This is a genomic window from Amycolatopsis sp. cg5 (genome assembly GCF_041346955.1).
In the GTDB taxonomy this organism is placed as follows: domain Bacteria; phylum Actinomycetota; class Actinomycetes; order Mycobacteriales; family Pseudonocardiaceae; genus Amycolatopsis.
In genome coordinates this window covers 3028103-3054684 of record NZ_CP166849.1, presented here as the reverse complement: position 1 = coordinate 3054684, position 26582 = coordinate 3028103, and the positions used below count along the sequence as shown (strand labels likewise).

At 67.2% G+C, this 26582-nt stretch carries 19 protein-coding genes and 3 rRNA genes; 1 reads left to right on the top strand and 21 read right to left on the bottom strand.

Annotated elements, in window-relative coordinates:
- Window positions 1-44: 44 nt before the first annotated feature.
- The gene (aroA, locus tag AB5J62_RS13995) at window positions 45-1334 is read left to right on the top strand and encodes a 3-phosphoshikimate 1-carboxyvinyltransferase (protein ID WP_370948639.1); all 1290 of its coding nucleotides are present in this window, start codon (window positions 45-47) and stop codon (window positions 1332-1334) included.
- Window positions 1335-1400: 66 nt separating this feature from the next.
- Here aroA and AB5J62_RS13990 read toward each other — a convergent pair whose 3' ends face one another.
- The 21 genes from AB5J62_RS13990 to argC form a co-directional block, all read right to left on the bottom strand.
- Window positions 1401-2348, bottom strand: coding sequence for a copper transporter (locus AB5J62_RS13990; RefSeq protein ID WP_370948638.1), 948 nt, complete (start codon window positions 2346-2348; stop codon window positions 1401-1403).
- Entirely contained in the window at window positions 2345-3529 is a 1185-nt protein-coding gene (gene steA / locus AB5J62_RS13985; RefSeq protein ID WP_370948637.1) for a putative cytokinetic ring protein SteA, read from the bottom strand. Before steA ends, AB5J62_RS13990 begins: the two co-directional genes overlap by 4 nt.
- Before the next feature lie 95 nt (window positions 3530-3624).
- Window positions 3625-5445: a DNA repair protein RecN gene (gene recN / locus AB5J62_RS13980; protein WP_370948636.1), complete on the bottom strand. Its 1821-nt coding sequence runs from the start codon at window positions 5443-5445 to the stop codon at window positions 3625-3627.
- Between the two features lie 105 nt (window positions 5446-5550).
- Window positions 5551-6474: an NAD kinase gene (locus AB5J62_RS13975; protein WP_370948635.1), complete on the bottom strand. Its 924-nt coding sequence runs from the start codon at window positions 6472-6474 to the stop codon at window positions 5551-5553.
- Window positions 6471-7286 carry a TlyA family RNA methyltransferase gene (locus AB5J62_RS13970; protein ID WP_370948634.1) on the bottom strand — a complete coding sequence of 272 codons (816 nt, stop codon included), beginning with the start codon at window positions 7284-7286 and terminating at the stop codon, window positions 6471-6473. The genes AB5J62_RS13975 and AB5J62_RS13970 overlap by 4 nt, the downstream gene beginning before the upstream one ends.
- A 4-nt stretch (window positions 7287-7290) precedes the next feature.
- The gene (locus AB5J62_RS13965; protein ID WP_370950258.1) at window positions 7291-7488 is read right to left on the bottom strand and encodes a hypothetical protein; all 198 of its coding nucleotides are present in this window, start codon (window positions 7486-7488) and stop codon (window positions 7291-7293) included.
- 42 nt (window positions 7489-7530) lie between these two features.
- On the bottom strand, window positions 7531-8511 hold the full coding sequence (locus tag AB5J62_RS13960; RefSeq protein ID WP_370948633.1) for an HAD-IIA family hydrolase: 981 nt from the start codon (window positions 8509-8511) through the stop codon (window positions 7531-7533).
- The gene (locus AB5J62_RS13955) at window positions 8504-10258 is read right to left on the bottom strand and encodes a hypothetical protein (protein ID WP_370948632.1); all 1755 of its coding nucleotides are present in this window, start codon (window positions 10256-10258) and stop codon (window positions 8504-8506) included. Before AB5J62_RS13955 ends, AB5J62_RS13960 begins: the two co-directional genes overlap by 8 nt.
- A 690-nt stretch (window positions 10259-10948) precedes the next feature.
- Window positions 10949-11065 (bottom strand): 5S ribosomal RNA (rrf, locus tag AB5J62_RS13950).
- Window positions 11066-11152: 87 nt separating this feature from the next.
- A 23S ribosomal RNA gene (locus AB5J62_RS13945) occupies window positions 11153-14273 on the bottom strand.
- A gap of 291 nt (window positions 14274-14564) precedes the next feature.
- Window positions 14565-16080: ribosomal RNA gene (locus tag AB5J62_RS13940) — 16S ribosomal RNA — on the bottom strand.
- The 16S, 23S and 5S rRNA genes sit together here, the layout of an rRNA operon.
- Before the next feature lie 347 nt (window positions 16081-16427).
- Window positions 16428-17702: a tyrosine--tRNA ligase gene (gene tyrS, locus AB5J62_RS13935; RefSeq protein WP_370948631.1), complete on the bottom strand. Its 1275-nt coding sequence runs from the start codon at window positions 17700-17702 to the stop codon at window positions 16428-16430.
- A 23-nt stretch (window positions 17703-17725) separates the two neighbouring features.
- A complete protein-coding gene (locus tag AB5J62_RS13930) occupies window positions 17726-18352 on the bottom strand; it encodes a DNA-3-methyladenine glycosylase (RefSeq protein ID WP_370948630.1) in 627 nt (208 codons plus the stop codon).
- Window positions 18349-19437, bottom strand: a complete 1089-nt coding sequence (locus tag AB5J62_RS13925; protein ID WP_370948629.1) for a hypothetical protein — start codon at window positions 19435-19437, stop codon at window positions 18349-18351. Before AB5J62_RS13925 ends, AB5J62_RS13930 begins: the two co-directional genes overlap by 4 nt.
- 38 nt (window positions 19438-19475) lie before the next feature.
- Window positions 19476-20870 (bottom strand): argininosuccinate lyase, encoded by a 1395-nt coding sequence (argH, locus tag AB5J62_RS13920; RefSeq protein WP_370950257.1) that lies wholly within the window; start codon window positions 20868-20870, stop codon window positions 19476-19478.
- 20 nt (window positions 20871-20890) lie between these two features.
- Complete coding sequence (locus AB5J62_RS13915) at window positions 20891-21379, bottom strand: arginine repressor (protein WP_091298200.1); 489 nt, start codon at window positions 21377-21379, stop codon at window positions 20891-20893.
- A complete protein-coding gene (argF, locus tag AB5J62_RS13910; RefSeq protein ID WP_370948628.1) occupies window positions 21376-22305 on the bottom strand; it encodes an ornithine carbamoyltransferase in 930 nt (309 codons plus the stop codon). Before argF ends, AB5J62_RS13915 begins: the two co-directional genes overlap by 4 nt.
- Entirely contained in the window at window positions 22305-23480 is a 1176-nt protein-coding gene (locus AB5J62_RS13905) for an acetylornithine transaminase (protein WP_370948627.1), read from the bottom strand. The genes argF and AB5J62_RS13905 overlap by 1 nt, the downstream gene beginning before the upstream one ends.
- Window positions 23477-24397: an acetylglutamate kinase gene (argB, locus tag AB5J62_RS13900; RefSeq protein WP_091298206.1), complete on the bottom strand. Its 921-nt coding sequence runs from the start codon at window positions 24395-24397 to the stop codon at window positions 23477-23479. The genes AB5J62_RS13905 and argB overlap by 4 nt, the downstream gene beginning before the upstream one ends.
- Window positions 24394-25551, bottom strand: coding sequence for a bifunctional glutamate N-acetyltransferase/amino-acid acetyltransferase ArgJ (gene argJ / locus AB5J62_RS13895; protein WP_370948626.1), 1158 nt, complete (start codon window positions 25549-25551; stop codon window positions 24394-24396). Before argJ ends, argB begins: the two co-directional genes overlap by 4 nt.
- Entirely contained in the window at window positions 25548-26567 is a 1020-nt protein-coding gene (argC, locus tag AB5J62_RS13890; protein WP_370948625.1) for an N-acetyl-gamma-glutamyl-phosphate reductase, read from the bottom strand. The genes argJ and argC overlap by 4 nt, the downstream gene beginning before the upstream one ends.
- Window positions 26568-26582: the final 15 nt, after the last annotated feature.

Sequence of the window (26582 nt, the reverse complement as noted above, 5' to 3'; positions counted from 1 at the left end):
AACGAGTGGAAATCTCTCTGGGCGTGTCCACTAGGATCTCCGGCGTGACGGACGAAGACAGCTGGACCGCCCCGGTCGCCGAGGCTCCGCTGGACGCGGTGGTCCGCGTCCCCGGTTCGAAATCGATCACCAACCGCGCCTATGTGCTCTCGGCGCTCGCGACCGCGCCCACGCGCGTGCGCGCGCCACTCGACTCCCGCGACGCCAGGCTGATGCTGGGCGCGCTCGCCGCGCTCGGCGCCCGCTCCGAGGAGACGCCAGGCGGCGGCTACCTGGTGCATCCGCTCAACCCCGCCAGGATCCACGTCGAAGAGACCGTGGACGTGGTGCTGGGCAACGCGGGCACGGTCGCCCGCTTCACCCCGGCGCTCGCCACCCTCGGCTCCTCCCCCGTGCTCTTCGACGGCGACGAGGCCATCCGCCGCCGCCCGATCGGCCCGCTCCTGCAGGCGCTGCGTGACCTCGGCGCCGACATCGACGACGACGGCCGCGCCGCGCCCCCGTTCACCGTCCGCGGCCACGGCGGCCTCCCCGGCGGCCGTGTCGACCTGGACTCGTCCGCGTCCAGCCAGTTCCTCTCGGCGCTGCTGCTGGCCGCGCCGGCGACCGAAAAGGGTGTCACCGTGCGCCTGGTCGGCGGCAACCCGCCGAGCGAGCCGCACATCGCGATGACGCTCGACATGCTCCGCCGCTTCGGCGCCACAGTGGACCGCGACGGCGTCGAGTTCCACGTCCCGCCCGCGCGCCTGTCCTGCCCGGTCTACACGGTCGAGCCCGACCTCTCGACGGCCGCGCCGTTCGTCGTCGCCCCGCTGCTGACCGGCGGCAAGGTCCGCATCGAAGGCTGGCCGTCCTCGACGACCCAGCCCGGCGACTACCTGCGCGGCCTGGTCACCCAGCTCGGCGCCTCGGTCTCACTCGACGACGACGGCCTGACGGTCGCCGGCGGCGGCTCGTTCTCGGGCGCGACACTGGACCTGCACGAGGTCGGCGAGCTCACCCCGGTCATCGCCTCGCTCCTGTGCTTCGCGGACAGCCCGTCGGTCATCACCGGCGTCGCCCACCTGCGCGGCCACGAGACCGACCGCCTCGCCGCACTGGCCGCCGAGCTGTCCGGCCTGGGCGCCGACGTCAAGGACACCGAGGACGGCTTGCGCATCACCCCGGCCCCGATGACCGCGGGCGTCTTCCACACCTACGACGACCACCGCCTGGTCATGGCGGGCGCCGTGCTCGGCCTCCGCATCCCCGGCGTCGACGTCGAAAACCCCGCCACAGTCGGCAAAACCTTCCCCGGCTTCGTCGACGCCTGGTCCTCGATGCTCACCGCCTGACCCGGTCTTCAAACCCCGAAAGTGGCTTTCGTCAGATAACACCTGACGAAAGCCACTTTCGGGCTTTCACGACCCGGGCTGCTTGACGCCCGGAGCGGGCCCCTGAGCGTTGCCCGCCAGGCCGTAGCGGCCCGAAGCTCCTTCGAGTTGCTCGCGCAGCGCGAGCACGGTCGTGATCCTGCCTGCGGAGGTGTCGACGTTGTCCACAGTGGACAGGATCGACGTGGCCGAGGTGTCCGCCCGTACGACGCCAATGGCGCCGGTGCCGTCGGCGGAGCCCGGCACACCGGCCAGAACCGCTCCCGCGCCCGAGCGGTCGAGCTGTGTCGCGAAGCGGGCGATGGTCGCCGCCTTGTCGCCCGCGCCGTCGCCGGTCGCCTGAGCACCGACCAGCACGACCGCCAGCTGCGCCGGCTTCACGTCGCCCGCCGCCTTCACGAAACCGCCGTCGGTCAGTCCGCTCAGCGCCGCCGTCAGCTCCTCGGGCGACGACTGCGGCTTCGCGGTGTCCTTGTTCAGCTGCAGCACGGACCCGAGCAGGGCGCCTGCGAGCGTCCCGGAGTCGGGTGCGGTCGGGAACTGGACGCCTGCGGGCTGCAGGCGCGTGACGATCTGGCGGAGCTGGTCCGATTTGGACGGGTCCGAAAAGGACGCCGTCAGCTGGACCTCGCCGGTGACCGAGGCACCCGACTGGCCGATGAGCTGCTTGAGCGCGTCGCGGTCGGCGGGCTTGGCGTCCTCTGTGGTCACCAGCACGACCGAGCGCTTGTCGAGCAGGCCCGCGACGATGCGCGCGCCCTGCGAGCCCGCGAAGGCGTCCGCGTCGGCGAGGCGCGCGTTCACCGCGTTGCGCTGACTCTCCAAATCGGACACCTGCTTGGCGAGGTCGTCCTTCTGGTTCGACAGGCCGGACATCAGCGAGCCGTTCAGCGCGGTGGAGCCGAGCACGACGCCGACGGCGAGCGCCAGGAAGCAGGCAGCGATGGAAACGACGTGGTACCGCAGAGAAATCACGTGAAGAGCCCCTTGACCCAGCTGGTGAACGAGTTCCAGGTGTCGCGCACCCAGTCGAGATAGACCGACCCGACGTCGGAGACGAGCAGCGCGGCGACGACCACCACGATGGCGGCGAGCACGAGCAGCACGATGGCGCCGATCGAGACGCGGCTGCGGTGCAACGTGGCCACCGCCTTGCCGTCGACGAGCTTGGTGCCGAGCTTGAGCCTGGTGAGGAAGGTGGACGGGTTGGAGCCAGAGCGGCCCTGGTCGAGGAATTCGCGCAGGGTGGCCTGGAATCCGACGGTGACCACGAGCGACGCGTCGTGTGCGTCGGCGAGCAGCAGCGCGAGGTCTTCCGCGTTGCCGGACGCGGGGAAGGTGACCGCGCCGATGCCGAGGTCCTGGATGCGTTCCAGGCCGGGCGCGTGCCCGTCCGGCTGCGCGGGGACGACGACCTCCGAGCCGGCGCGCAGCGTGTCCGCGCCGATGCCCTGCGGGTCGCCGACGATGATGTCCGGCCGGTAGCCCTGCGCGCGCAGGGTGTCCGCGCCGGCGTCGACCCCGACCAGCACCGGGCGGTGCTCGGAGATGTACTTCTTGAGCTTCTTCAGGTCCTCGGCGTGCCCGTTGCCCGGCGCGACCACGAGCACGTGACGCTCCTTGAGCGGCACCCGCAGCTCGGGCACGCCGACGCCGTCGAGGATCAGCGTGCGCTCACGGCGCAGGAATTCGATGGTGTTCGCGGAGAAGGCTTCCAGCTGGGTGGACATCCCCGCTTTCGCCTCGATCATCAGATCGGCGACGCTTTCCGCGGTCTGCTCGAAACCCTTCGCGATCTCGCGGTCACCCGCATAAACCACGCCGTCGAGCACGCGCAGTTTCGTGCCGTCCTTCACCCGGCGCAGCAGCTCACTGCCCACCGAGTCGATCAGCGGAATGCCCGCCGCGAGCAGGATTTCCGGCCCCAGATTGGGAAAGCGTCCCGAAATGGAAGGCGCGGCGTTGACCACGGCCGCGACCTCGGCGTCGACGAGCGCGTCGGCCGTCGACCGGTCCAGGTCGATCTGGTCGAGCACGACGATGTCACCTGCGCCGATGCGGCGGAGCAGTTCGCGGGTACGGCGATCGACACGGGCCACTCCGGTGACCCCGGGCAGCGTTTCGGAGTTACGGGCGAGCAGACCGGTGAGCTTCATGCTTCTGATGGTGACAAAGTGACACGCGAGAACGCGTCCGCCACGCCGAAGCGACCACGGACAATTAACCGTGACCCTTACCGCTCGTGAACTGGCTATTTACCACGTTTTCCCGCGGTGGCGCCTTTCTTCTTACCCGTACGGGTGGGTGATTCCTTCCACGACTCGGGCACGCTCTTGTCCGCCTCGGCGACCGCGAGTAGTTCCTCCGCGTGCGCGCGGCCGGTTTCGGTGCTTTCCATTCCGGCCAGCATGCGCGCGAGTTCGATCACCCGCTCCGACTGCTCCAGCACGCGCACCCCACTGCGGGTGATGCCGCCGGAGGTGCCCTTGTCCACCACGAGATGCTGATCGGCGAACGCGGCCACCTGCGGCAGGTGCGTGACGACCAGGACCTGGTGACTGCGCGCGAGCCGCGCCAGCCGGCGGCCGATCTCGACCGCGGCCCGGCCGCCGACCCCGGCGTCGACCTCGTCGAACACCAGCGTCGGCGTGGTGTCGGCGTGCGCGAGCACGACCTCGATCGCCAGCATGACGCGCGAAAGCTCACCGCCGGACGCCGCCTTGTGCACCGGCAGCGACGGCGCGCCGTTGTGCGCGCGCAGCAGCAGCTCGACCTCGTCGACGCCGTCGGTGCCCGCGTGCACCATCGTGTCGAAGACCTTGAGCGCGTACGGGTCGTTGGCCTCGGCGGGCCGCCGCTGCACGGTGACCTCGATTTCGGCCTGTCCCATGGCGAGCCCGGACATCTCCGAGGTGATCGCCTCGGCCAGCTCGGTGGCGGCCAGCGCACGCGCGGCCGACAGCGTCGCCGCGTGCTCGGCCAGCTCCGCGGCCAGCTCGTCGCGGCGGTCGGCGAGCGCGGCGAGCGCCTCCTCCGACGTATCCATTGTGGACAACCGCGCGCGGGCGTCCTCGGCCCACGCGAGCACACCGTCCACATCGGCCGCGTACTTGCGCGTCAGCCGCTTCAGGTCGGCCTGGCGGGCGAGCACCTTCTCCAGCAACGCCGGGTCGGCGTCGAGCCCGTCGAGGTAGCCGGTGAGTTCAGTGCCCACATCGGACAGCAGCACGGCCGCCTCGGCGAGCCGCGGCTCCATGTCACGCAGGATCGGGTCCTCGGAACTGCTGACCCGGCGCCGCGCCTCGGCGATCAGCGCGAGCGCGCTCACCACGTCCGGGTCACCGTCGGCGGCACCCGAGACGGCGGCCTGCGCGCCTGCGGCGGACTCGCGCAGCTCGTCGACGGCGGCCATCCGCTTGATCTTCTCGGTGAGCTCGTTGTCCTCGCCGGGCTCGGGGCTGACCGCCTCGATCTCGCTGAGCCCGAGCTTGAGCATGTCGGCCTGCTGCGCGAGCTCACGCGACCGGCTGGTGCGCTCGTTGAGCTCGTTGACCACGGCCAGCCAGTCCTCGCGGACCTCGCGGTACGCGGCGAGCGGGTCGGCGACGGCGACCCCGGCGAACCGGTCGATCACGTCACGCTGCTCGGACGGGCGCAGCAGCCGCAGCTGGTCGTTCTGCCCGTGCACGGCGAGCAGCTGCTCCGACAGGTCGGACAACACACCGACCGGCACGGAGCGGCCGCCGAGGTGGGCACGTGAACGCCCGTCGGCGGCGACCGAGCGCAGCGCGATCACGCTGCCGTCCTCGTCGACGTCAGCGCCGGAGTCGGCGACGATCTCCTTGGCGCCATCGGCCCCGACCAGGATGAACCGGCCCTCGACGGTGGCCTTGTTCGTGCCGACGCGCACCTTCGACGCCTCGGCCCGGCCTCCGGAGAGCAGGTGCAGCCCGGTCACGACCATGGTCTTCCCTGCGCCGGTCTCCCCGGTGACCACGGTGAAACCCGGGTGGAACTCCAGCAGGGCGTCCTCGATCACTCCGAGGCCCTGGATGCGCATCTCGGCAAGCACGGGCACCACCGTAGTCGCCCACCCATCGGCTTCGCGCAGCACAGGGGGCCTTTTGGCGCCGAAACCACGAGAAAGCGCGGTGAACGGCGCATTCAAACACTTGTTCTATTCGGCGCCCCGGGCGTGTCGCTCACGCCAGCTCTTCACCGGCAGCGCGAACTTCTGCACCAGCCGGTCCGTGAACGGCCCGTCCCACAGCCTGACCAGCCGCACCGGGACCCGGCCGCTGACCACCTGGATCCGGGTTCCGGCAGGCAGGTCGAAGTGCCGGGAGCCGTCGCAGGTGAGCACCGCGGTCGACCCGTCGGGATCGATGCCGACGGTGATCTCGGAGTCCTTGGACACCACGAGCGGCCGCGCGAACATGGCGTGCGCGTTGCTCGGCACGACCAGCAGCGCCTGCACGTCCGGCCAGATGATCGGGCCGCCAGCGGAGAACGCGTACGCGGTCGAGCCGGTCGGCGTCGCGCACAGCACGCCGTCGCAGCCGAACGCCGACACGGGCCTGCCGTCGACCTCGATCAGCGCGTCCAGCACGCGGTCACGGCTGCTCTTCTCGACGCTCGCCTCGTTCAGCGCCCAGGTCTCGGCGATGACCTCGCCGTCGCAGGTGGCGGTGACGTCGATGGTCATCCGCTCTTCGACGCGGTAGTTGCGCTCGACCACGCGCTGCATGGTGTCTTCGAGCTTGTCGAAGTCCGCCTCGGCCAGGAACCCGACACGCCCGAGGTTCACGCCGAGCACCGGCACCCCGTGCGGGCGGGCCAGCTCGGCCGCACGCAGGAGCGTCCCGTCGCCGCCGAGCACGAACACCAGCTCGGTGCCCTCCGCCGGGTCCTCCTCGGGCGCGACGACCAGGCACGGCGAGCCGAGCCCCTGGTTCGGCTCGATGAGGTCGCGGACCTCCTTGTCGAGCACCCGCAGCCGGATGCCCGCCTTGGAGAACTTCGCGGACACCTCGCGCGCGGCGGAGCGGGTGGTGTCGTAGTCGGGGTGCACGACGAGCAGCACTTCACGGTCGGCGTTCACTGCGGGCCCTCCAGGACGGCCGTCCGCACCTGTGCCTCGATGTCCACGTTGTCCACAGTGGACGTCCCGGGGTCCTGGCGCAACCAGATGAAGTATTCGACGTTGCCGGACGGTCCCGGCAACGGGCTTGCGGTGACGCCCCGGAACCCGAGGCCGAGCTTCGCCGCCTCGGCCAGCACGCCGAGCACGGTCTCGACCCGCAGTTCCGGATCGCGCACCACGCCGCCACTGCCGAGACGTTCCTTGCCGATCTCGAACTGCGGCTTGACCATCGGCACCAGGTCGGCGCCGGGTTTCGCGCACGCGGCCAGCGCGGGCAGCACGAGCTTGAGCGAGATGAACGAGAGATCGCCGACGACCAGGTCGACCTGCCCGCCGAGGTCCTCCGGAGTCACGCTCCGCACGTTGGTCTTGTCTTTGACGACGACGCGCTCATCGGTGCGCAGCCGCCAGTCGAGCAGGCCGCGGCCGACATCGGCGGCGATCACCGTGGACGCGCCGTTGCGGAGCAGTACATCGGTGAACCCGCCGGTCGACGCGCCGGCGTCGAGACAGCGTTTGCCCTCGACGGTGAGTCCTTCGAAGGCCTCCAGCGCGCCGAGCAGCTTGTGCGCGCCGCGCGAGGCCCAGCCGGGGTCGTCCTCGTCGCGGACGACGATGGGCGCGTCGGATTCCACGCCGGTGGCGGGCTTGCTCGCGACCATGCCGCGCACGGTCACCTTGCCGCCGGTGATGAGCGCCGAGGCCTGTTCGCGCGAGCGGGCCAGGCCGCGCCGGACGAGTTCCGCGTCGAGGCGGGCCCTGCGGGGCATGGGCTCAGACCTTGTCGATGCTGGACAGCGCGACGGTGAGCTCGGTGTGCACGGCGTCGAACCGCTCGACGTGCTCGGACAGCGGCAGCCTGTCCAGCTCGTCGAGCGCGCTCACGGCTTCGTCGATGCCCGCGCGCGGATCCGTGTCCTGAGGCTCTGTCTGGTCCGCTTCGACCGGCCGGGACGGCGGTGGTCCCGGCATCGGCCGCGGGTACGGCGTGTGTTGCGGATGCACCCCGTCACGCTAGCCGATACCGAGTTCGGCCAGCGTGCGGCTGGCCGATTGCCCGTCGGGCCTGACGCCCGTCACACCCGACTCCCACGCCGCGTGGCACAGCGCCCGCAGCAGGTCGAGCGCGTCACCGTCACCGGACACGACCAGCTCGTCACGGACGTCGACCGTCCACGTCTCGCTGGGACCGACCTTCAGGGTTTCGGCTGGTTCACGGAGTCCCGTGAGGTCCCTCGCGATGAACTGAGGCCGTTCCTCGGGGATGGCCATGACCAGCGTGGCGGGCGTGGAAACCCCGCCGAGCACGCACAGCACCGGCATGTCCGCGGCGATGGCACCCGCGATGTCGGTGTCGAGCCGATCCCCGACCACCAACGGCCGTTCGGCGCCCTTCGCCGCGGCCAGGAACTGTCCTGGCTGCGGCTTCCCGGCGACGAGCGGCTCCTGGTCGGTGGCCGACCGCACGGCGGCGACCATCGAGCCGTTGCCGACCAGCAGGCCCCGTTCACTCGGCAAAGTCTTGTCCACATTGGTGGCCACCCACAGCGCACCGGCGCGAATGGCGAGCGTGGCCTCGGAAAGGATCCGCCAGCCGTTGTCGGGGGAATGCCCGTGGATGACGGCCTTGACGTCCTCGCTCGCCTCACGCACCGGCACGAGGCCCGCGTCGCGCACCTCATCGGCCAGCGACTCGGCGCCGACGACCAGTACGTGCGTGCCGGCGGGCACACGCTCCTTGAGCAGCGCGACACCCGCCTGCGCACTGGTGCTGACCTCGTGCGCCTCGGCCTCGATACCGAGTTCGCCGAGGTGCTCGACGACGGCTTCGGGAGCCTTCGAGGCGTTGTTCGTGACGAACCGGACAGCCGCGCCCTGAGCGCGGATGTCGGCGATCACGTCAACGGCACCCTCGATCACCTGCGCGCCGTGGTACACGGTGCCGTCCAGGTCGAACAGCACCGCGTCGTACCCGGCGAGCAGGGCGTCACTCACTGCCGAGCTCCGCGGCCCGCTCGGCGGCGTCGGTCTCGTCTTCCTCATCGGCCTCGGCGGCGTTGAGGAACCACTTCAGCGCGTCTTCCTTCCGGCCGGCGGCCTCGAGGTTGTCGGCGTAGGCGTAGAACAGGCGAGCGCTCCACGGATCCCGCTTGGACGGCACCAGGTCATCGGTCTGCAGCGCGACCACGGCGGCATCCAGCTGCCCGAGGTCCCGCCGCGCACCAGCGGCCACGATCCGCAGCTCGACCTGCACATCCTTGGGCAGCGAGTCGGCGTTGACCTCCTTGGCGAGGTCCAGCGCCCGTTCCGGCCGCCCCATGGCCCGCTCGGAGTCCGCGATGACGGCGATGTGCACGTCACTGCGCGTCATCCGCCGCACGGCCCGCAGCTCGGAGAGCGCCTCGGACCAGTTACCGGCCTGGTAGGCGACCAGCCCGAGCGCCTCGCGAACGACCGGCACGCGGGAGGCCTTCGCCTTGGCGTACTTGACGTGCTCGAGCGCCTTCTCGGGGTCGGAGTCCATCAGGCCGCCGGCCGCGACCAGGTGCTTGCCGACGGTCTCCGCGAGCGCCTTGGGCAGCGTGCGGAGGTCCTGGCGGATCTCGTCGTCGAGGTCCGAGAACTCGATGCCCTCGGGCAGCTCGGGAGCCTGCAGAAGCTCCCTGGCGAGCTCGGCGTCGTCCTTGGGACCCGGCGGACGGGACGAGTGCTTCGCGCGCATCTCGTCACGGTTGCCACGGGAGGGACGGTCGTCCTTGCGCTCGAAGCGGGGCTTGCTGTCGCGGTCCTTGTAGGCCGGACGGTCGCCACGGTCCTTGTTGTAGCTCGGCCGCTCGTCCTTGTTGTACGACGGGCGATCCTTGCTGTAGCTCGGGCGCTCGTCGCGGTTGTGCGACGGCCGCTCGGCGCGATCCTTGCTGTAGGACGGGCGGTCCGAACGGTCCTTGTTGTAGCTGGGCCGGTCATCGCGGTTGTAGCTGGGCCGGTCGCCCCGGTCCTTGTTGTAGGACGGACGGTCGTCCCGGTTGTACGACGGCCGGTCGCCGCGGTCCTTGTTGTAGGAGGGGCGATCGTTGTCGCGGTTGCCCTGGTACCCGCCGGAGCGGTTGTCCTTGTTGTAGCCACCACGGCGATCGTCCGAAGAGGACCGGTTGCCCTGGTAACCGCCACCGCTGGATCGGCGATCGTTGTCACGGTTGCCCTGGTAGCCACCGGACCGCTTGTCATCCCGATTGCCCTGGTACCCGCCACCGGACCGCTTGTCGTCACGGTTGCCCTGGTACCCACCGGAGCGACGGTCGTCATCGCGGTTGCCCTGGTAACCGCCCGAGGAGCGACGGTCATCGCTCCGGTTCCCCTGGTAGCCACCGGAGCGGCGGTCATCGTCACGGTTGCCCTGGTAACCACCGGACGAACGCCGGTCGTCCCGATTGCCCTGGTAGCCACCGCTGGGCCGGTCGCCCCGGTCCTTGTTGAAACCGCCACCGCCGGAGCGGTTGCCCTGATAGCCACCCGAGCCGCCACCATCACGGCCGCCGGCCCGGTTGCCCTGGTAACCACCCCGGTCACCGCGGTCATCGCGGCGCGGACGGCCCTGATAGCCACCGTCCCGTCCACCACGGTCTTGCCTGGCGCCGCCCCGCGGGCCGCCTACGCTCTTCCCACGAGGGGCGGCGTCGCGACGAGCCGACCGGCCTGACGCCGCCTCATCCTCTGAGTCACGTCGACCGAACTCGGACACTTGGGGCCTCCTGCCACCGAAAAAACACTGAACATACGAAGAAGGTCCGCCACCGCGGACAATCGGCAATTCTAACGGACCGCACTCAGCCCAAATGCGGCGGAGCCCCGTCCCCCACTCACCCCATTGCTGAGCCCCTCAAACGAGTGACCCACCCAACAAAATCCCCCACCACCTCGAAATCCCACCCGCCACACAACCTGCCACGCACCCACACCGCCACCTCGCGCTCAGCCGGTATCTCACCTCCCCGGAAAGTCGCCCCGTACCCGACGGGTCAGCTCGCGTACCCGAAGGGTCGCCACGCGTGCTCAGCGAGTCGGCACGCGTACCCGGGGAGTCGGGCCGTCCCTGGATGGCCGCCAAGCATGCACAGCCGGACGGCACCCGTACGCGGATGGACGACACCCGCACACCGCGTGCCGACTCGTCGGGCGCTCGTGCCGACTCCTCAGGTACGCGTCCCGACCCCTCAGGTACGCGCGGCGACTCTCCAGGCACGCGTCCCGACTCTCCAGGTCTCGCGACGCGCCGCCTGCGGAGTGTCGTCCATCCATGGACATGTGTCGTCCGTTCATGCACGCGTGTCGTCCGTCTGGGTACGCGACCGCGGCGGGTTTCGGGCATAAAAAAAGGGCCCGGCCCCGGGAAAACCTTGGGGGTTCTCGACCGGGGCCGGGCTTATGTTGAGTTCGGCGGCGTCCTACTCTCCCACAACCCTTCGGTTGCAGTACCATCGGCGCTACCAGGCTTAGCTTCCGGGTTCGGAATGGGACCGGGCGTTTCCCTGGCGCTATAACCACCGAAACACTACGAAACAACACACTCACTGAGCCGATCTAGCTGGCCCGGGTGTGGGGTTTCAGAGCTGTAGAGTGGATGCGAAGCATTTTTGTGGGCAAGCCCTCGGCCTATTAGTACCAGTCAACTCGATAACACATTACTGTGCGTCCATTTCTGGCCTATCAACCCAATGGTCTGTTGGGGGCCTTAACCCCTCAAAGGGGGTGGGATACCTCATCTTGGAACAGGCTTCCCGCTTAGATGCCTTCAGCGGTTATCCCTTCCGAACGTGGCCAACCAGCCATGCCACTGGCGTGACAACTGGCACACCAGAGGTTCGTCCGTCCCGGTCCTCTCGTACTAGGGACAGCCTTCCTCAAGTATCCTACGCGCGCGGCGGATAGGGACCGAACTGTCTCACGACGTTCTAAACCCAGCTCGCGTGCCGCTTTAATGGGCGAACAGCCCAACCCTTGGGACCTACTCCGGCCCCAGGATGCGACGAGCCGACATCGAGGTGCCAAACCATGCCGTCGATATGGACTCTTGGGCAAGATCAGCCTGTTATCCCCGGGGTACCTTTTATCCGTTGAGCGACACCCCTTCCACCAGGTGGTGCCGGATCACTAGTCCCGACTTTCGTCCCTGCTCGACATGTCTGTCTCACAGTCAAGCTCCCTTGTGCACTTGCACTCAACACCTGATTGCCAACCAGGCTGAGGGAACCTTTGGGCGCCTCCGTTACTCTTTGGGAGGCAACCGCCCCAGTTAAACTACCCATCAGGCACTGTCCCTGAACCAGATCATGGTCCGAGGTTGAGATTCCCAATTCGACCAGAGTGGTATTTCAACAACGACTCCACAACCACTAGCGTGATCGCTTCACAGTCTCCCACCTATCCTACACAAGCCGAACCGAAAACCAATACCAAACTATAGTAAAGGTCCCGGGGTCTTTCCGTCCTGCCGCGCGTAACGAGCATCTTTACTCGTAGTGCAATTTCGCCGGGCCTGTGGTTGAGACAGCCGGAAAGTCGTTACGCCATTCGTGCAGGTCGGAACTTACCCGACAAGGAATTTCGCTACCTTAGGATGGTTATAGTTACCACCGCCGTTTACTGGCGCTTAAATTCTCAGCTTCACCCCCCGAAGGGAGTTAACCGGTCCTCTTAACGTTCCAGCACCGGGCAGGCGTCAGTCCATATACATCGTCTTGCGACTTCGCATGGACCTGTGTTTTTAGTAAACAGTCGCTTTCCGCTGGTCTCTGCGGCCACCCACCCCTAGCCTGTAAAAGGCTTCAAGGTGTTTGGCCCCCCTTCTCCCGAAGTTACGGGGGCATTTTGCCGAGTTCCTTAACCACAGTTCACCCGATCGCCTTAGTATTCTCTACCTGACCACCTGTGTTGGTTTGGGGTACGGGCCGTGCATGCACTCGCTAGAGGCTTTTCTCGGCAGCATAGGATCACTCTACTTCACCTCAATCGGCTACGCATCACGTCTCAGCCTCATGGAACACGGATTTGCCTATGTTCCGGCCTACACGCTTACACCAGTACTACCATTCACTGGCGGAGCTACCTTCCTGCGTCACCCCATCACTTGACTACTACGGAATCAGATCCCACGCTCCACAACAAACATTCACCCGAAGGCTTCAGCTTGCGCTTTGGGTGGTTAGTATCAACCGCCTCATCAGGGACGCACATGCTCGGGTACGGGAATATCAACCCGTTGTCCATCGACTACGCCTGTCGGCCTCGCCTTAGGTCCCGACTTACCCTGGGCGGATTAGCCTGGCCCAGGAACCCTTGGTCATCCGGCGGCAGAGTTTCTCACTCTGCATTCGCTACTCATGCCTGCATTCTCACTCCCACACCCTCCACGACTGGCTTCCGCCGCCGCTTCCCTGGATGCAGGACGCTCCCCTACCCATCCACACCACTAGACAACCACCCGAAGATGGAAGCCGATGTATTGTATGAATGACACAGCTTCGGCGGTGTGCTTAAGCCCCGCTACATTGTCGGCGCAGGACCACTTGACCAGTGAGCTATTACGCACTCTTTCAAGGGTGGCTGCTTCTAAGCCAACCTCCTGGTTGTCTGGGCAATCCCACATCCTTTCCCACTGAGCACACACTTAGGGGCCTTAGCTGGTGTTCTGGGCTGTTTCCCTCTCGACGACGAAGCTTATCCCCCGCCGTCTCACTGCCACACTCTCACACCACGGTATTCGGAGTTTGGTTGATTTCGGTAACCCGGTAAGGCCCCTAGACCATCCAGTAGCTCTACCCCCGTGGAGAAACATGTGACGCTGCACCTAAATGCATTTCGGGGAGAACCAGCTATCACGGAGTTTGATTGGCCTTTCACCCCTACCCACAGCTCATCCCCTCAGTTTTCAACCTAAGTGGGTTCGGGCCTCCACGACGTCTTACCGTCGCTTCACCCTGGCCATGGGTAGATCACTCCGCTTCGGGTCTAGACCACGCGACTAAAATCGCCCTATTCAGACTCGCTTTCGCTACGGCTACCCCACACGGGTTAACCTCGCCACGCAGCACTAACTCGCAGGCTCATTCTTCAAAAGGCACGCCATCACCCGAAGGCTCTGACGGCTTGTAGGCACACGGTTTCAGGTACTCTTTCACTCCCCTCCCGGGGTACTTTTCATCTTTCCCTCACGGTACTAGTCCGCTATCGGTCTTCAGGAAGTATTTAGGCTTACCGGGTGGTCCCGGCAGATTCACAGCAAATTCCACGAGCTCGCTGCTACTCGGGAACACCACCAAGAAACACAATCACAGTTTTCGCGTACGGGACTCTCACCCACTCCGGTCTGCTTTCCCAAACAGTTCCACTAACTGCAACGTGCCTCCGAAGACTTGTCAGAATCTTCAAGGCGGGTCCCACAACACCGCACACACAACGCCTGACAGCTTGACATGTGCACGGTTTAGCCTCATCCGCTTTCGCTCGCCACTACTCACGGAATCACGGTTGTTTTCTCTTCCTACGGGTACTGAGATGTTTCACTTCCCCGCGTTCCCTCCACACACCCTATATATTCAGATGCGGGTAACACCACATAACTGGTGCTGGGTTTCCCCATTCGGAAATCCTCGGATCTCAGCTCGGTTGACAGCTCCCCGAGGCATATCGCAGCCTCCCACGTCCTTCATCGGCTCCTGAAGCCTAGACATCCACCATGTGCCCTTAAAAACTTGACCACAAAGATGCTCGCATCCACTCTACAGTTCTCAAACACCACACCAGAAACAACACCAGCGTGCTGCCTCAGGACCCAACAGCGTGCCAGCGAACATGAAACCCACCCGAATCCGACCACCCGCGTTCCACGCGAAGCAAGCTCCGCAGTACTAACCGGCGGCATCATCACCGCGAGCACACATAAACCAGTAGTTCCACAATTCCTTGAGCAACCGGAGCAGAAGAACGTGTGTCTTCTAAACTCTGGCCACTCCCAGGCGCTTAAACCCGGGATGTGTTGTGCTCCTTAGAAAGGAGGTGATCCAGCCGCACCTTCCGGTACGGCTACCTTGTTACGACTTCGTCCCAATCGCCAGTCCCACCTTCGACCACTCCCCCCCTTGCGGGTTGGGCCATGGGCTTCGGGTGTTACCGACTTTCATGACGTGACGGGCGGTGTGTACAAGGCCCGGGAACGTATTCACCGCAGCGTTGCTGATCTGCGATTACTAGCGACTCCGACTTCACGCAGTCGAGTTGCAGACTGCGATCCGAACTGAGACCGGCTTTAAGGGATTCGCTCCACCTCGCGGTATCGCAGCCCTCTGTACCAGCCATTGTAGCATGTGTGAAGCCCTGGACATAAGGGGCATGATGACTTGACGTCATCCCCACCTTCCTCCGAGTTGACCCCGGCAGTCTCCCACGAGTCCCCGCCATAACGCGCTGGCAACGTAGGATAAGGGTTGCGCTCGTTGCGGGACTTAACCCAACATCTCACGACACGAGCTGACGACAGCCATGCACCACCTGTGAACAGACCACAAGGGGCACCCATCTCTGGATGTTTCCTGTCCATGTCAAGCCCAGGTAAGGTTCTTCGCGTTGCATCGAATTAATCCACATGCTCCGCCGCTTGTGCGGGCCCCCGTCAATTCCTTTGAGTTTTAGCCTTGCGGCCGTACTCCCCAGGCGGGGTGCTTAATGCGTTAGCTACGGCACGGACAACGTGGAATGTCGCCCACACCTAGCACCCACCGTTTACAGCGTGGACTACCAGGGTATCTAATCCTGTTCGCTCCCCACGCTTTCGCTCCTCAGCGTCAGTATCGGCCCAGAGTCCCGCCTTCGCCACCGGTGTTCCTCCTGATATCTGCGCATTTCACCGCTACACCAGGAATTCCAGACTCCCCTACCGAACTCAAGTCTGCCCGTATCGATTGCACGCTGAAGGTTAAGCCTCCAGTTTTCACAACCGACGCGACAAACCGCCTACGAGCTCTTTACGCCCAATAATTCCGGACAACGCTCGCACCCTACGTATTACCGCGGCTGCTGGCACGTAGTTAGCCGGTGCTTCTTATCCAGGTACCGTCACTTACGCTTCGTCCCTGGCGAAAGAGGTTTACAACCCGAAGGCCGTCATCCCTCACGCGGCGTCGCTGCATCAGGCTTGCGCCCATTGTGCAATATTCCCCACTGCTGCCTCCCGTAGGAGTCTGGGCCGTGTCTCAGTCCCAGTGTGGCCGGTCACCCTCTCAGGCTTGGCTACCCGTCGTCGCCTTGGTAGGCCATTACCCCACCAACAAGCTGATAGGCCGCGGGCTCATCCTGTACCGCCGGAGCTTTCCACCAGCCTCCATGCGAAGGCTAGTCATATCCGGTATTAGACCTCGTTTCCAAGGCTTATCCCAAAGTACAGGGCAGATTGCCCACGTGTTACTCACCCGTTCGCCACTAATCCACCCGAAGGCTTCATCGTTCGACTTGCATGTGTTAAGCACGCCGCCAGCGTTCGTCCTGAGCCAGGATCAAACTCTCCAACAATGTCTTCGAATTCAATCGAGGCAAAATACTTGCTCTCAAAGGAACCTCAAACGAGGTTCAATAAATAAGCTCTACTGGCTTAGTTCACTAGCACACTGTTGAGTTCTCAAGCAACACGCTTGGGATCGCGCCGCACGCGGCCTTATCCCTAGCATTAATTCCTAGCAGTTTTTGTGGGACGCCCACTCAATCACCTTGAGGTGAGAGCTTGGTTCGCAGTCCCGGCGGCCACCCGGTTTCCCTGGCGACTTGGAGAACTTTACACGCCCGATCGGGGCCCGAAACAGGGGGGTACCTTAAGCGCAAAACACCAGGTCAGACCCCCTATTTCGGGCCGTCGAGCCTGATCAGCCGCGCAGGCGGACGCCGGACAGGTTCCGCTTGCCCTTGCGCACGACGAGCCACTGGCCGTGGAGCGCCCCGTCCAGCGACGGCTTCCACTCCTCGTCGGTCACCTTCACGTTGTTCACGTACGCCCCGCCTTCCTTGACGGTGCGACGCGCGGCGCCCTTGCTGTCGACGAGCCCGCCCGCCAGCAGCAGGTCGATGATCGTCGGCTCGTCCGACACCTTGACCTCGCCGGAAGGCACCTCGGCCAGCGCCGCTTCCAGCGTGCGCGCGTCCAGCTCGGCCAGTTCACCGCGCCCGAACAGCGCTCCCGAAGCCGCGATGACCTGGCGGGTGTTCTCCTCGCCGTGCACCAGCGTCGTGAACTCCTCGGCCAGGCGCTTCTGCGCGGCGCGCAGGTGCGGCCGCTCCGCGGTGTCCTCGGCGAGCGCGGCGATCTCCTCCTGGGAGAGGAACGAGAACATCCGCAGGTAGCGGATGACGTCGGCGTCGCCCACGTTCACGAAGTACTGGAACCACGCGTACGGCGAGGTCATCTCCGGGTCGAGCCACAGGTTGCCGCCACCGGTGGACTTGCCGAACTTGCGGCCCTCCGCGTCGGTGACCAGCGGAGCGGTCAGCGCGTGCACGCTCTCGCTCTTGACCCGGCGGATCAGGTCGACGCCGCCGACGAGGTTCCCCCACTGGTCCGAGCCACCGACCTGCAGCTTGCAGCCGTGCTTCTCGTTCAGCTTCAGGTAGTCCTGCGACTGCAGCAGCAGGTAGCTGAACTCGGTGTACGACATGCCGTCGGTCTCGAGACGGCGTTTCACCGTCTCCCGGTTCAGCATCGTGTTGACCGGGAAGTGCTTGCCGACGTCGCGCAGGAACTCGAGCACGCTCTGCGGCCCGGTCCAGTCGAGGTTGTTCACGATGATCGCGCCGTTGGACGGCAGGTCGAAGTCGACGAACCGCTCGAGCTGGCCGCGGATGCGCTCGGCCCACTCGCCCACCACGTCGAGCGTGTTGAGCGTGCGCTCGCCGGTGTCACGCGGGTCGCCGATCATGCCGGTCGCGCCGCCTGCCAGCGCGATCGGCCGGTGCCCGGCGCGCTGGAACCGCGCGAGCATCAGCAGCGGGACGAGGTTGCCGGCGTGCAGGCTGGGCGCGGTCGGGTCGAAGCCGCAATAGAGAGTGATCGGTCCTCGGTCGAGTTCTCGGCGCAGCGCGTCGATGTCGGTGGACTGCGCGATCAGGCCGCGCCAGGACAGCTCGTCAAGGATGTGTTCACTCACGCCTTAGATCCTCGCGCACCTGGTCAAGCCGATATCGACCGGGTACGGCGCTTTCCACCTCTGCGATACGCCGACACGGCGGGCGAGCCGTCGATCCAGAACCGCCACGGCGTGTCCATCGCCATCGCGACGCCGACGCGTGGCCCCGACTTGATCTGAGACTCCGGGATCCGGTCACCGGTGTACAGCCGGACACTCGACGACGGCGACAGCAGATCGGCGCCGTCCTGCGCCTTGTCCAGCCCCAGCACCGAAGTCAGGATGGCCGGTCCCTTGGCCAGCTCGGCGGGACCACGTGCGGTCGGCCGCCGCTTCCGCACCACGTCCAGGCCGGAGACGACCTCCCCCGCGCGCAGTAGCACCGCGCCCGGCACGCCCTCCTCGGTTCCGACGACGTTCGCGCAGAAGTGCATGCCGTAGACGAAGTACACGTAGAGGAAGCCGGCCGGGCCGAACATGACCGCGTTGCGCGGGGTCTTGCCGCGATAGCAGTGCGACGCCGGGTCGTCCTGGCCGCGGTAGGCCTCGACCTCGACCAGCCGCACTCCGACGGTGCCGTCGGGACCGGTCGACTCGATCACCGAGCCGAGTAGGAGTTTTGCCAGGTCAACGGGGTCGATCGAGAGTTCGTCGCGGTCGAACGGTCTCACCGGCACTGCCAGCTGACGGGCTTGGTGTCCACGGCGCCGGTCGCCGTGTTCTCGTCTCCGATGCCGTTCACGTAGCCGTTGCCGCCGTCCGGGAGCCCGAGTTCGGCGGCCTCGGCCGCGGTGTCGGTCCAGACGACCGGATGCTTGACGGCCTCGCGGCCTTGGCCCGCGTTGCCCACGACCAGCCCGTTCGCGTTGATCTCGCTCGCGGTGGTCCCGCTGGGCAGTTCGCCCGGCTTGCCGTCGACCCAGATCAGCGCCTGCGCGTAGGCCTGCGGCACGAACTCGTCGCCCGACGACCTGGCGGGAAATTCCTGCGGGAGCCCGTAGCCCACGACCTTGCCACCGCGGATCGCGGTCGCCCGGACGCCGTTGAGCCCCTCCGGCAGGTCGAGCGGCCGCTCGGCCCCGTCGTTCCACAGCGCCGGTCCGCTCTCGCGGTTGAGCAGGATCGTGCCGTCGTCGTCGATGTCCTCTGGCGTGGCACGTTCGTCGATGCCGAGTGTGACCGGCTGCCCCGCCCGCCAGACCACGGCCTTGGCCGAGTGCGAGACGGAGTCGCTCACGGACCCGAGTATGTCGCCGCGGCCGTTGATCGCCGTGACGCCCGAGTCGGTGAACCCGGCCGGGACCGGGAGCACGGTGAACTTGCCCGCCTTGAGCGAATATGCCCGGTGCGCACGCGCGTTCGCGTCCAGAGCGGTGCCCACAATCGTGCCCGCGGCGTTGACGTCTTTCACGTCCGTGCTGGTCAGGCCGTTGGGATGACCGACGACCGTCAGCACGCCCCGTTCCCAGGTCACCACGCCGGACTTGTCGCCCTCGCCCACGATCCGGCCGCGGCCGTCGGCGCCGATGGCCTGTGTGAGCCCCTCACCGGCGGGGCTCGGCAGGTTCTGGATGCTCCACGCGCAGCCCTCGGCGAGTGCCACGGGTTCAGGGGCGTCCGCCGTTACCTCTTCGGCTTCCGCGACCGCGGGCGGCTGGCCGACGACGATCGCCGGCCCGGCGCCGGAGGCGATGCTCAGCACCACCAGGCCGGTGGTCATCGCGACGGCCGAGCGGGTGATCACTGACTTGCGCATGCCGAAGAGGGTAACGGTCTCCACTGTCGGGTGATCGCCTATTGGAGCCATTCACGGATGCCGGACACCCGCTCCACCAGCCGCGTACGCTGCTCCGCCACACGATCGGGTGAGGTTCCGCCGCGCGAGTTCCGCGATCGGACCGAGCCTTCGACGGTGAGCACCTCACGGACCTGCGCGGTCAGTGCGGGATTGATTTTCTCGAACTCCTCGTCGGTCAGCTCGTCGAGCCCGACCCCACGCGCCTCCGCGACACGGACGCTCTCCCCCGCCGCCTCGTGCGCGACGCGGAACGGCACGCCCTGCCGGACCAGCCACTCGGCGATGTCCGTGGCCAGCGTGAACCCGGCGGGCGCGAGCTCGGCGAGCCGCTCGGTGTGGAAGGTGAGCGTGCCGAGCATCCCGGCGAGCGCGGGGAACAGCAGCTCCAGCTGATCGACGGAGTCGAAGACCGGCTCCTTGTCCTCCTGCAGGTCCCGGTTGTACGCCAGCGGCTGCGCCTTCAAGGTCGCGAGCAGGCCGGTGAGGTTGCCGATGAGACGGCCTGCCTTGCCCCGGGTCAGCTCCGCGACATCGGGGTTCTTCTTCTGCGGCATGATCGAGCTGCCGGTCGCCCACGCGTCGTCGAGCGTCACGTAGCCGAACTCGGCGGTGTTCCAGATGATCACCTCTTCGGCGATCCGCGACAGGTTCACCGCGAGCATGGTCACCGCGAACGCGAACTCCGCGGCGAAGTCACGCGAGGCGGTGCCGTCGATGGAGTTGTCGACGCTGGTGTCGAAGCCGAGCTCGGCCGCCACCGACTCGGGGTCGAGCCCGAGCGACGAACCGGCCAAAGCGCCTGAGCCGTAAGGGGATTCGGCGGTGCGGATGTCCCAGTCGCGCAGACGGCCGACGTCACGAAGCAGGGCCTGGCAGTGCGCCTGGAGGTGGTGCGCGAGCAGCACCGGCTGCGCGTGCTGCAGGTGCGTGCGGCCTGGCATGATCGCGTCCGGATAGCGTTCCGCTTGGGAGACAAGGGCTTCCACGACGTCCAAGGTGCCGGCGGCGATCCGGCGGGCGGCGTCGCGCAGGAACATGCGGAACAGCGTGGCGACCTGGTCGTTGCGCGACCGGCCCGCCCGCAGCTTGCCGCCCAGCTCCTGGCCGGCGCGCTCGATGAGGCCGCGCTCCAGCGCCGTGTGGACGTCTTCGTCGGCGAGCACCGGCGTGAACGCGCCGGACTCGACGTCGGCGGCGAGCGTGTCGAGCGCGGCGAGCATGCCGACCAGCTCGTCATCGGTGAGCAGCCCCGCCTTGCGCAGGACACGAGCGTGCGCACGCGAGCCCGCGATGTCGTAAGGCGCGAGACGCCAGTCGAAGTGGGTCGACAGGCTCAACGCCGCCATGGCTTCGGCGGGACCGCTGGCGAACCGCCCGCCCCACAACTGGATGCCGCTCAAGATGTTCCCTTTCAAGAAGTGTGTTCGGACCGGTTCGCCCACGCGGTGAACCGTTCAGCCAGATCCTTGCCGGTCAACGGCTCTCTGGCGATGACCGCGACCGTGTCGTCGCCCGCGATGGAGCCGACGACCTCTTCCAGTGCCGCCCTGTCGATGGCGCTGGCCAGGAACTGCGCCGCGCCCGGCGGGGTGCGCAGTACCGTCAGATTGCCAGACGAATCGACGGAGACGAGCAGTTCGGCGAGCAGGCGGGACAGCCGCGAGGTGCCGCCCTGGACACCGCGGACCGGGCTGCCGTCCTCCGGGATCACGTAGATCGGAGCGCCCGAGTCCGCGCCTCGTAGCTTGACCGCGCCGAGTTCGTCGAGGTCACGCGACAAAGTCGCCTGCGTGACCTCGACTCCTTCGGCGGCGAGTAGCTTCGCCAGTTCCGTCTGGCTTCGAATGGCCATAGTGGACACCAGCTCTGAGATCCGCGCCTGCCTGCCAGCCCTGGTCATCGTCGTTCTGCCTCCTGGAACAGCCAGACGAGCAGCGCCTTCTGGGCGTGCAGGCGGTTTTCGGCCTCGTCCCACACCGCGCTGGCCGGGCCGTCGATGACCTCGTCGGTGATCTCCCAGCCGCGGTGCGCAGGCAGGCAGTGCAGCACGATGGCGTCCTCGGCGGCACGGGCCAGCAGCGCGCTGTTGATCTGCAGCTGCCGGAACGGGCCGACCCGGTCGAGGCCGTCGTTCTCCTGGCCCATCGAGGTCCAGGTGTCGGTGACCAGCACGTCGGCGCCGTCTACGGCGGCGTGCGGGTCGGTGAAGGAGGTGATGCTGCCGCCGGTCTCGGCCGCGCGCTTCTTCGCGTCGAGCGTGACGCCCTGGTCCGGCTGGAAGCCTTCCGGCGAGACGACGCGGACGTTCATGCCCGCGGTCGCGCCGCCGAGCAGGAACGAGTGGGCCATGTTGTTCGCGCCGTCGCCGAGGTAGGTGACGGTGACGCCGGCCAGCTTGCCCTTGCGTTCGCGGATGGTCTGCAGGTCGGTGAGCACCTGGCAGGGGTGGAACTCGTCGGTCAGCGCGTTGATCACCGGGATCCGGCTGACCGAGGCCATCGCGTCCATCCGCTTCTGCGCGAACGTCCGCCAGACGACGGCGTCGACGTAGCGCGAGAGAACGCGCGAGGTGTCCTCGATGGTCTCCTCGCGGCCGAGCTGCATGGCGCGGCCGTCGACGATGATCGGGTGCCCGCCGAGCTGGTGGATGCCGACGTCGAAGGAGAGCCGGGTGCGCGTCGAGTTCTTCTCGAAGATCGCGGCGATCGACTTGCCCTTGAGCGCCTGTGAGCTGTGCGGCTCGGCCTTGAGCTTGTCGGCGAGGTCGAGGATGTCGGCCTGCTCCTGCGGGGTCAGGTCGTCGTCACGGAGAAAGTGCCTGGGCATCAAAGGTCCTTTGTGGTGGTTTCGAGCGCGTCGAGGAAGCCGTCGGCCTGCTCGGCGGTGAGGGTCAGCGGGGGTGCCAGCCGGATCGTGTCGGGTTGGATCGGGTTGACGAGGTAACCGGCCTCCTGCATCGCCTGGGCGACGGTGGCGGAGACGGGCTTGCGCAGGCCGATGCCGATCAGCAGTCCGGCGCCGCGGACGCCGCTCACCAGCGGGAACTGCTCGGCGCGGGCCGCGATGTCCTTGCCCAGCGCGGAAACGTGGTCGAGCAGATCGTCTTTGATGATGGTCTTGATGACCGCGAGACCGGCCGCGCAGCACACCGGGTTGCCGCCGAACGTGGTGCCGTGGTGACCGGGCTTCATCAGGTCGGCCGCCGCGCCGACGCCGATGGTCGCGCCGAGCGGGAGCCCGCCGCCGAGGCCCTTGGCCAGCGTGAAGACGTCGGGGACGATACCGGCCTGCTGGAAGGCGAACCAGGTGCCGAGCCGTCCGATGCCGGTCTGCACCTCGTCGAGGATCAGCAGCGCGCCCTTGTCCTTGGTGATGTCACGGGCGGCCTGCAGGAAACCGTCGGGCGCCGGGATGACCCCGCCCTCGCCGAGGATCGGCTCGATGATGACGGCCGCGGTTTCATCGTCGACGGCGGCTTTCAGTGCTTCGACATCGCCGAACGGCAGGTGCGTGACGCCCGGGACCAGCGGCTTGAACGGGTCGCGCTTGCCGGGCTGGCCGGTGAGCGTCAGCGCGCCCATCGTGCGGCCGTGGAAGGCCCCGTCGAAGGCGATGATCTTGGTGCGGCCGGTGAGCCTGCTGATCTTCAGCGCGGCTTCGTTGGCCTCCGCACCGGAGTTCACGAACAGGACCTTGGCGTTGCCCGCGAGGCCCGCGACGTCGACCAGCGCCTCGGCGAGTTCGACCGCGACCGGGTTCACGTACAGGTTCGAGACGTGCCCGAACTTGGCGATCTGCTCGCTGACCGCCTTGACGACCGCGGGGTGTGCCTGGCCGAGCGCGTTGGTGGCGATGCCGCCCACCAGGTCCACATAGGACTTGCCGTCGGCGTCCCACACCAGTGCACCCTCACCTCGGACGAGGGTCAGCTGCGGGGTGCCGTAGTTGTCCATCAGCGCGGACTTCCAGTGCGCCTGGCCGTCTACATTGGACTCGATCATGGCAGCTCATCCTCCGGAAAAACCATCGTCCCGATCCCCCTCGACGTGAACACTTCCAGCAACACGGAATGGGCCAGCCGACCGTCGATCACGTGAGCGCGGCTGACCCCGCCTCGGACCGCTCGGACGCAGGCCTCCATCTTCGGGATCATGCCGCTGGCCAGTCCCGGCAGCAGCTGCTCCAGCCGGTCCACCCGGATCCGGTCGACCAGCGACGACCGGTCCGGCCAGTTCGCGTACAGGCCTTCGACGTCGGTGAGCACGACGAGCTTCTCGGCGCCGAGCGCGGCGGCGAGCGCGCCCGCCGCGGTGTCGGCGTTGACGTTGTGGACGGTGCCGTCGATGTCGGGCGCCACGGTCGACACCACCGGGATCCGGCCGGCGTTGACGATGTCGAGCACCGCGTCCGGGTTGACCGTGGCGACCTCGCCGACCAGCCCGATGTCGACGGCCTCGCCGTTGACCGTCGCCTGCTTGCGCTCGGCGGTGAACAGCTGCGCGTCCTCGCCGGAGATGCCGACGGCGTACGGGCCGTGCTTGTTGATCAGCCCGACCAGCTCACGGCTGACCTGGCCGACCAGCACCATCCGGACGATGTCCATCGTCTCGGGCGTGGTGACCCGCAGGCCGCCCTTGAACTCGCCTTCGATGCCGAGCCTGGTCAGCATCGAGGTGATCTGCGGGCCACCGCCGTGCACCACGACCGGCTTCAGGCCGGCGAGCCGCAGGAACACCATGTCCTCGGCGAACGCCTGCTTGAGTTCGTCGTCGATCATCGCGTTGCCGCCGTACTTGACGACGACCGTCGCGCCGTGGAAGCGCTGCAGCCAGGGCAGCGCCTCGATCAGCACGCCCGCCTTCTCGGCGGCCAGCGCCAGCCGCTCGTCGGCGGGGATCAGTGATTCTGAAGGGCTCATGAGGAGTACGCGCTGTTCTCTTCGACGTAGCCGTGCGACAGGTCAGTGGTGAAGATCGTGGCCTCGTGCTCGCCGACGCCGAGGTCGATGACGATGTCGATGTGACGTCCGGTCAGGTCCGCCTCGGAACGGTCCTGCGCGGTGGTGCCGTTGGCGAACAGGGTCGCGCCGTTGATCGTGATCGACAGCGTCTCCGGGTCGATGTGCGCCTGCGCGCGGCCGAGCGCCATGGCGATGCGGCCCCAGTTCGGGTCCGAGCCGAAGAGCGCGGTCTTGACCAGGTTGTCCTCGGCGACCGTGCGGCCGACGTTGACGGCGTCCGTCTCGGACTGAGCGCCCTTGACGGTCAGGTCGACCTCCTTGGTCGCGCCCTCGGAGTCCGCGCGCAGCTGCATGACCAGGTCGTGGCTGACCTCGGTGAGCATGCGCGCGAGGTCGGCGTCGGACGGCTCGACGCCGCTGGCGCCGGAGGCGAGCACGAGCACGGTGTCGTTGGTCGACGTGCCGCCGTCGACGTCGAGCCGGTCGAAGGTGACCTTCGTGGCCGCGCGCAACGCGCTGTCGAGCGCGTCCTTGGTGACCACGGCGTCGGTGGTGAGCACGCTGAGCATGGTGGCGAGGTTCGGCGCGAGCATGCCGGCGCCCTTCGCGAAGCCGCCGACGCTCCAGCCGTCGCGGTGCGCCTTGAACGCCTGCTTCGGCTTGCTGTCGGTGGTCATCACGGCGGTCGCGGCGTTGAGGCTGGCCGCTTCGGAGGCTTCGAGTGCCTTGACGGCGACGTCCACGCCGGACAGCACCGCGTCCATCGGCAGGCGCTCCCCGATCAGGCCGGTGGAGCAGACGGCGACCTCGATCGCGCCTGCTTCGAGCACCTCGGCGACCTTCTCCGCGGTGGCGTGCGTGTCCTGGAAACCGAGCGGGCCGGTCGCCGCGTTGGCGCCGCCGGAGTTCAGCACGACCGCCTTGAGCCGCTGCTGCTTGAGCACCTCCTGCGACCACAGCACGGGCGCGGCCTTGATCACGTTGCGGGTGAACACCCCGGCCGCCACGTCGAGCGGGCCGTCGTTGACGACGAGCGCGAGGTCGAGCGCACCCGCCTTGATCCCGGCGGCCACCCCCGCCGCGCGGAAACCCTGAGGACCGGTGACGGTCATGGTGCGACTCCTACCGTGGAAAGGCCGATGGTTTCTTCGAAGCCGAGAGCGATGTTCATGGACTGGATCGCGCCGCCCGCGGTCCCCTTGGTCAGGTTGTCGATGGCGGCGACCACGACGAGCCTGTTCGCGAGCGCGTCGACCGTGACCTGGAGCTGGACGTTGTTGGAGCCGAGCGTCGCGGCCGTGGTCGGCCACATGCCCTCGGGCAGCACCTGCACGAACGGCTCGTCGGCGTAGAACTTCCGATAGAGCTCGTAAACGTCGGATGCTTGACGCAGCGGCGCGCTGGCAGTGGTCAGGATGCCGCGCGACATCGGCGCGAGCACCGGCGTGAACGACACCGTGACCGCCTCGCCGGCGATGGCCCCGAGGTTCTGCATGAGCTCCGGGGTGTGCCGGTGCGCTCCCCCGACGCCGTACGCGCTGGCCGAGCCCATGACCTCGGAACCGAGCAGGTTCGGTTTGAGCGCCTTGCCCGCGCCGGACGTGCCGGTCACCGACACGACGGTCACGTTCGGCTCGATGAGCTTCTCGGCGAACGCGGGCGCCAGCGCGAGCGAGCCACCGGTCGGGAAGCAGCCCGGCACCGCGATGCGCTTGGTGTTCTTCAGCTTCTCGCGTGCCCCTGGCAGTTCGGGCAGCCCGTACGGCCACTGGCCCGCGTGGTCGCCGCCGTACCAGCGCGCCCAGTCGTCCGCGCTGGAGAGGCGGTGGTCCGCGCCGAGGTCGACGACGAGCGTGTCCGGCCCGAGCTGCGCGGCGATCTCGGCCGAGTGGCCGTGCGGCAGTGCGAGGAAGACGACATCGTGCCCGGCGAGCGTGTCCTTCGTGGTCTCCTGGAGCACGCGGCCGGAGAGCGGGACCAGGTGCGGCTGGTGCGCGGCGAGCTTCGTGCCCGCGCTGCTGGCCGCCGTGAGCGCGCCGATCTCGACCTCGGGGTGCGTCAGCAGCAGGCGCAGCAACTCCCCGCCCGCGTATCCGCTCGCACCGGCCACCGCGATCTTCACCGTCATACGAATGATTATGCA